Origin of the sequence: Mesorhizobium sp. M7A.F.Ca.US.007.01.2.1, assembly GCF_003998165.1 — a bacterium.
Taxonomy (GTDB): domain Bacteria; phylum Pseudomonadota; class Alphaproteobacteria; order Rhizobiales; family Rhizobiaceae; genus Mesorhizobium; species Mesorhizobium ciceri.
Map to the genome: position 1 here is coordinate 1 of NZ_RZQP01000319.1, position 5,649 is coordinate 5,649.

General features: G+C 61.6%; 9 protein-coding genes. 2 read left to right on the top strand and 7 right to left on the bottom strand.

Translation table 11 applies throughout. The annotated features are described in order from the left end of the window. The 4 genes from EN949_RS32345 to EN949_RS32360 form a co-directional block, all read right to left on the bottom strand. Nucleotides 1-639, bottom strand: a 639-nt coding sequence (locus tag EN949_RS32345) for an arginine deiminase family protein (protein ID WP_245472559.1), incomplete at its 3' end; no start/stop codon positions are given. Nucleotides 640-652: 13 nt separating this feature from the next. After that, the gene (gene arcD / locus EN949_RS32350; RefSeq protein ID WP_127371902.1) at nt 653-2,119 is read right to left on the bottom strand and encodes an arginine-ornithine antiporter; all 1,467 of its coding nucleotides are present in this window, start codon (nt 2,117-2,119) and stop codon (nt 653-655) included. Between the two features lie 266 nt (nt 2,120-2,385). After that, on the bottom strand, nt 2,386-2,916 hold the full coding sequence (locus tag EN949_RS32355; protein WP_127367215.1) for a cytochrome b/b6 domain-containing protein: 531 nt from the start codon (nt 2,914-2,916) through the stop codon (nt 2,386-2,388). A 43-nt stretch (nt 2,917-2,959) separates the two neighbouring features. Continuing rightward, nucleotides 2,960-3,241, bottom strand: coding sequence for a PepSY domain-containing protein (locus EN949_RS32360; protein ID WP_127367212.1), 282 nt, complete (start codon nt 3,239-3,241; stop codon nt 2,960-2,962). A gap of 257 nt (nt 3,242-3,498) precedes the next feature. Between EN949_RS32360 and EN949_RS32365 the strand changes: the two genes are divergently transcribed. Then, entirely contained in the window at nt 3,499-3,900 is a 402-nt protein-coding gene (locus tag EN949_RS32365; RefSeq protein ID WP_224619466.1) for a hypothetical protein, read from the top strand. After that, nucleotides 3,864-3,995 (top strand): sulfocyanin-like copper-binding protein, encoded by a 132-nt coding sequence (locus tag EN949_RS36870; RefSeq protein ID WP_224619464.1) that lies wholly within the window; start codon nt 3,864-3,866, stop codon nt 3,993-3,995. Before EN949_RS32365 ends, EN949_RS36870 begins: the two co-directional genes overlap by 37 nt. A 115-nt stretch (nt 3,996-4,110) precedes the next feature. Here the strand turns inward: EN949_RS36870 and EN949_RS32370 are convergent, their stop codons facing one another. From EN949_RS32370 to EN949_RS32380, 3 genes are all read right to left on the bottom strand, one after another. After that, nucleotides 4,111-4,698 carry an NAD(P)H-dependent oxidoreductase gene (locus EN949_RS32370; protein WP_127367213.1) on the bottom strand — a complete coding sequence of 196 codons (588 nt, stop codon included), beginning with the start codon at nt 4,696-4,698 and terminating at the stop codon, nt 4,111-4,113. Nucleotides 4,699-4,730: 32 nt separating this feature from the next. Further along, nucleotides 4,731-5,117: a hypothetical protein gene (locus tag EN949_RS32375; protein WP_127367214.1), complete on the bottom strand. Its 387-nt coding sequence runs from the start codon at nt 5,115-5,117 to the stop codon at nt 4,731-4,733. A gap of 85 nt (nt 5,118-5,202) precedes the next feature. Then, nucleotides 5,203-5,649 (bottom strand): DUF4010 domain-containing protein (locus EN949_RS32380; protein ID WP_127371903.1); only part of this gene is annotated, 447 nt, incomplete at its 5' end.

A 5,649-nucleotide genomic window follows, 5' to 3' on the forward strand; every position in this document is an offset into this window, starting at 1 on the left:
TTCCAGGCTCGTGCCTGTTCCCAGATCCGGCGAAACAAAGGGAATGCCGCTGTCGCGAAAGTGGGGATGGAAACGGTAGACGGCTTCGACATTGGCCGCTTCCGGGCGTCTGGCAGGCCAGTACATCGAATTGACAGAAACCGAACCGTAGATCCAGCACGAGCTGTCACGGGTGAAAAGCTGGTTCGGCAGCGGCGGCAGCACGAAATCCTGGGGCGCGAGCGTCCTTCCGGTCAGGCCTTTCGGCTCGAAAGGAAGCTCCGCCCGCGCAATGCCCCCGACAAGGTAAGACGAAAGCAGCTGTGACGGCATTTCGTTGAGCCATCCGCGCAGCTCGTCGACCATGTCGAGCCCGATGACGCCGGGATGAACCCGGCGGTCGAGAAGCCAGTCGCGTGCCTTGGTCAGGCTCATTGTCTCAGCCAGGAGCTCCCCGAAGGAATGCACCAGCACGCCGCGTTCGCGCAGCGCATCGACGAAGACATCGTGTTCCTGGCGAGCCCGCTTGACCCACAGCACGTCGTCGAAGAGCAGCGCCTTGCAGTTTTCCGGTGTCAGCCTGCGCAGGCTGAGGTCGGGACGGTGGACCATCACCTCGCGCAGACGGCCGACTTCGGAATGAACACCCAGCTTCGTCATCGAACCAATCCATTCAAAGCGGGCTGACGGCACCGGTCCACATCTCGTAAACGGCGAGGATGGCGACGGCGACAAGGGCTGAGGCTAGTGCTGCTTCGACAGGATGGAACACGCGCTGACTGGTTTCGCGCCGGGCCCAGATGTAGAAGATGATGCCGGGCGCATAGAGGATCGCGCACATGAACAGGTATGCCGGCCCCGCTGCATAGACGAGCCACAGCCCGTAGACCGTTGCCAGCAAGCCCGCAAAAAGCGGACCGGCGCGCTGCTCGCCGCTCTCGTAGCTCTCGCCCGTCAGCGCGAGCTTGGCCGCGTAAGCTCCAGAAAAGATGTAAGGAACCAGGATTGCGGCCGACGCGATGTAAAACAGCGCCTGATAGGTGCTTTGCGCGAAGAGCGTGATCACCAGGAAGGCCTGGACGAGCAGGTTGGTGATCAGGAGCGAGATCGAGGGTACGCCTCGGTCGCTTTCGCCGCCGAAGAATTTCGGCATCGTCCCGTCCTTGGCGGCGACGTGCGGAATTTCGGCCGCAAGCAGTGTCCAGCTCAGGAAGGCGCCGATCACGGACACGACAAGCGCAATGTTGATCAGGATGGCGCCCCAAGGGCCGACAATCGCCTCCAGCACACCGGCCATCGATGGATTCTTCAGTGCGGCGAGTTCGGGCTGGTTGAGGATGCCGAGCGACAGCAGCGACACCAGGGCGTAGAGCGCGAGGCAGGTGAAGAAGCCGAGAACTGTCGCTGTGGCGATGTCCTTGCGGCGCTCTGCACGACCGGAAAAGACGCTGGCGCCTTCGATGCCGATGAACACCCAAAGCGTCACCAGCATGGTGCTTTTCACCTGCGCGGTGATCGAACCGAGACTGACGTTGCCCAGACCGGTAAAGTCCAGCGACCAGACCTGCAGTTTGAAGGCGACGGCCACAACCCCGACGAACAGGACGATCGGAGCGATCTTTGCCACCGTGACGATGAGGTTCACGACAGCGGCCTGCCGGATGCCGGCGAGAACCAGGATGTGGATCAGCCACAGCAGGACCGATGCGCCGAGCACCGCCTGCCAGGTGTTTCCATCGCCGAAGGCTGGAAAGAAATAGGACAGGGCGCTGAACACGATCACCGCGTAGGAAACGTTGCCGACCCAGGCGCTGATCCAGTAGCCCCAGGCGCTGTTGAAGCCGATGAACGGACCGAAGCCTGCCTTGGCATAGGCATAGGGACCCGCGTCGAGTTCGGGCTTGCGGGTCGCAAGCGATTGATAGACGAAAACCAGCGCCAGCATGCCGACCGCGGTGATGGCCCAACCAATCAGGATTGCGAGGGGACCGGCACCTGCTGCCATGTTCTGCGGCAGGCTGAACACGCCGGAGCCGACCATCGAGCCGATCACCAGTGCGGTCAGGGAACCCAGTCGAAGCTTCGTTGGCGTCGCGGTTGCGACTTTCCGAACAGGAATGTTGATATCAGCCGTAGTCATGATGCTCCCCAATTTGAAGGCTCTGATGGGAGGCAACAGACTAGAAATAAGCACTAGCTGCCTTGATACGGGTCAAATCCGTTTGCGAGCGGCAAATGGCAAGTTTGGGATTCCTCGGCGCCCGGAAAAGGCGCTCGCTCATCGAACTCGCACATGTGTCCGATCCACTCGCATGGCTGGCTCTCGCCGCCGCCGAACGAATGGCGGTCGACTTGCGCCCCGGAGATCGTCGAGGGCACGAATTGCTTGGTGCGTTGAACAGATCGTCAGGCTATATCCGTGGGCTCGGCTTTGCGTTTTCGCCCCGTAATCATGGCCCGGACAAGGTTTTCACGATGTCGAAAGCTTGCCAGCGCGACGCCACCCATATGGAAAAGGACCAGCAGGAGCAGACTGTGCGCGGCGAGGCTGTGTGCTGCCTCGACCCATGGCACGCCGAAATAGGCGTCCGTTGTCATCAGCCATCCGGTCAACGCGGTTAATCCCATCGCCCCGATCAACACGATTACCATCGCGCCGCCGGCCGGATTATGGCCGATGTAGCGGGCTTCGCGACCGCTCAGCAATGCTGAGAGGTAGCGCAGCACTGTTGCCGGATTACGCACGAATTGCGAGAAGCGCGCATAGGGGGTGCCCAGAACGCCCCACAGGAGCCGCATCGCGACTAGCCCGGCAGCGGCGTAGCCAGCCCAATGGTGAATGTCCTCCGAGGAATGGGAGGTGAGCCAGGCTGTGACGAAGCTGAGCACCAGCGCCCAGTGGAAACTCCGCACGACCCGGTCCCAGACGCGCACCATCTCTGGAGATGGCTGCGCGTCCGTGGCTATCGAAACGTTCGGATCAATTTTCACCGGCTTCGGCATTGTCGAGCTTTTCAAGGGTCTCGGCATTGTAGGCCAGGTTCACCTTCTTGCCGGCCTTGTCGACCGCATAGACTTCGTAGCAACCCTTCTCGACCTTGATCTGGCGGACGGTGAGGCCTTCGCCGGTCAACTGCGCCTCCAGCGTTGCCTTGGGCTTGAACTGTGATTTCGGGGCGGTGCTGCAGCTGCCGCCAGCGGCGAGCGCCGGTCCTGCAACCATGCCGACGAGAGCGGCGAGAACGAATGTGCGATGATACATGAGGGCTCCATTTGGGAGGTTGGGCGCGAATGTTGCGCCTGCGGTTGAGATTTCGATCGGTCGTGCCAGACAGTGATTTCGCCGTCATTGGTGCGACATAGCCAATTGAACCTGACAACTGGCTGACAGATCTTCGGGCCCCGTTGATGGGCTTGCGCCGATCACTTTGATTTGGCGCAAGGACGGTGGATGAACTCGCGAGCAGGATGACGGTCGGGACGTAGAGCGCTTCTGCTGCCGTTCTGAAGGAGATCGCCATGAAGACCATATCGAGGAGAGCAGCACTCGGGCTTGCTGCCGCAATGCTCATGGCTGGCAGTGCCGGCGTCGTCCAGGCTGCTTCGCTTGTCCAGATTTCTCTGTGGGACAAGGGCGCGAATATGGAGATGCCGATCGGGCTCGCCTATGCGGCGCCCGGACTCGATCTCGCTAAGGCGACCATGGGCATCAAGGCTTCGCCCGGTGCAGTCAAGGCCGGGGAGGTCACATTCAATGTGAAAAATGACTCTAAGGACACTGTCCACGAAATGATCGTGATGTACCTTGCGGAACCCGGCAAGCCGCTTCCTTACCTTGAGGCCGAGAACCGGTCGACGAAGACAAGGCCGGCGACAAGGGCGAGGTGTCGGAACTCGATCCCGGCAAATCAGGCTCCCTGACCGTCGAGCTGAAGGCTGGAAAATATCTGCTTATCTGCAACGTGCCAGGTCACTATGGGGCGGGCATGTGGGCTGAATTCACCGTCGATCCATGAACCAGGGAGCGCCCTGGCCGGAAACCTTCGACTGTCGCCGTTTCGATGCTTGCAGGGGTAGCTAGTCTTGTTGGCGGCGCATCGCATGAAGCGTCTGCTAGCTCGGATCGCTGCGCTATAGCGCTCGTTCGCCGAGCTTGCGCATCTGGCTGATCCACTTCATGCGGGTCGCGTCGCTGGCGCCTGCGACCATGCCAAACAAGGTCTCGCGCACCGGACTGATGCCAACAAAATGCAGGATGCTTCGCTTCATGCCGGCGATGCCGTGTCCGAGGAACCATAGCCGGTAGACAAGGGAAGGCATGCCCATCGTCACCACGACGCGTGCTGAGCGGCCGCGAAGCAGCGTCTTAGTGAAGCCGCCCCTCTCGGGGTAGGCGAAGGCCGTCCCTGGCCGCATGACCTGTTCCAGGAATGCCTTGAGCATTGCCGGCATGGTCCCGAGCCACAGCGGAAAGACGAAGAGGATGTGGTCGGCCCACACGACCGCCTCGACGGCGTCCTTCAGCTCGTCGGGAACCGTACCATGTTCGAACTCCTGCATCGTCCGCAGCATCGGAAAATCAAGCGCTGCCAGATCGACCCGGCGGACGGCGTGCCCCGTTTTTTCCGCGCCCTCGCCATAGGCGTTGGCAAGGCTGCGGCAGAGCCGGTCCGGGGACGGGTCGGGGTGACCGACCACGATCAGGATGCGTCGCGACATGGTCTACTCCGAGCGAGCTTGGCATTGCAGCGTCAAGGTTGCTCGACCCTTGCTACCTGATAGGTGTGCATGGCGCCGTTGCGCTCGATCGACACATACTCACCGGTCACGAACCGTTCGTCGCCGAGATGAAAGCCGATCTCGTCGTCGCGGTCGCCTTCGGCGTAGTCGAAATACCACTGTCCGCCGGGCTTGCGCCTCAGCCGGCCGATCATATCCTGCTGGCCGGTGCGAAAGCGGCGTACACGGCAAGAGGCCCGGTGCGACTTCCATTCCTCGGCATCGATCCGGCCTTCGCCAGTCAATGGAGCCAGAACGTCATAGCCTTCTTCGCGGTCGCCTGCCGGGTGGCCCTTTTCACGCGCGAGCAACAGCCGGACACTGCGGAATTTCGGGGTGAGGTCCTTCAAACTGGTCATGGCGAACTCCTTTCACGGAATCTCATAGAGCGGTGGCCAGACCTGTCCCTTGATCCGCATCAAAGAAGGCTCGAGAACAACACTTCTATCCAGGACCGAGCAAAAGCAGGGCGCAGATACCCATAGTCGCGGCAATCAAAGTTGCTGCGGCCAGCGGTAACCAAAATCTGACCGGACCGGCAAATACTGCAAGCGACAGGCGGCCGATCGCATTTGCTGCCAGCGCCGCGAGCACGGCTTGGCCCACGGTCTCGACGGACACGGAATGCTTAACCAGGCGCAGCGCGCCAAGCACCGAGACATCGACATCGAATGCGCCGGCCAGCGCCGAACTCGCCAGCAGACCGCGCCCACCGAATTGAGCGGCCAGCCCGGCGCTTGCGGTCGCGACGATCGCAAAGAGCAAGGCGAAGAGCAGCAGCGGGCCCAGTTCGAATGGATTGCGCGCGATCGCGCTGCATTCACCGTTCCCGCTGTCGCGAGTGCGCAGCAACGCGCCGCAGACAGCGAAGGCAAGCGCCGCGGCAAACGC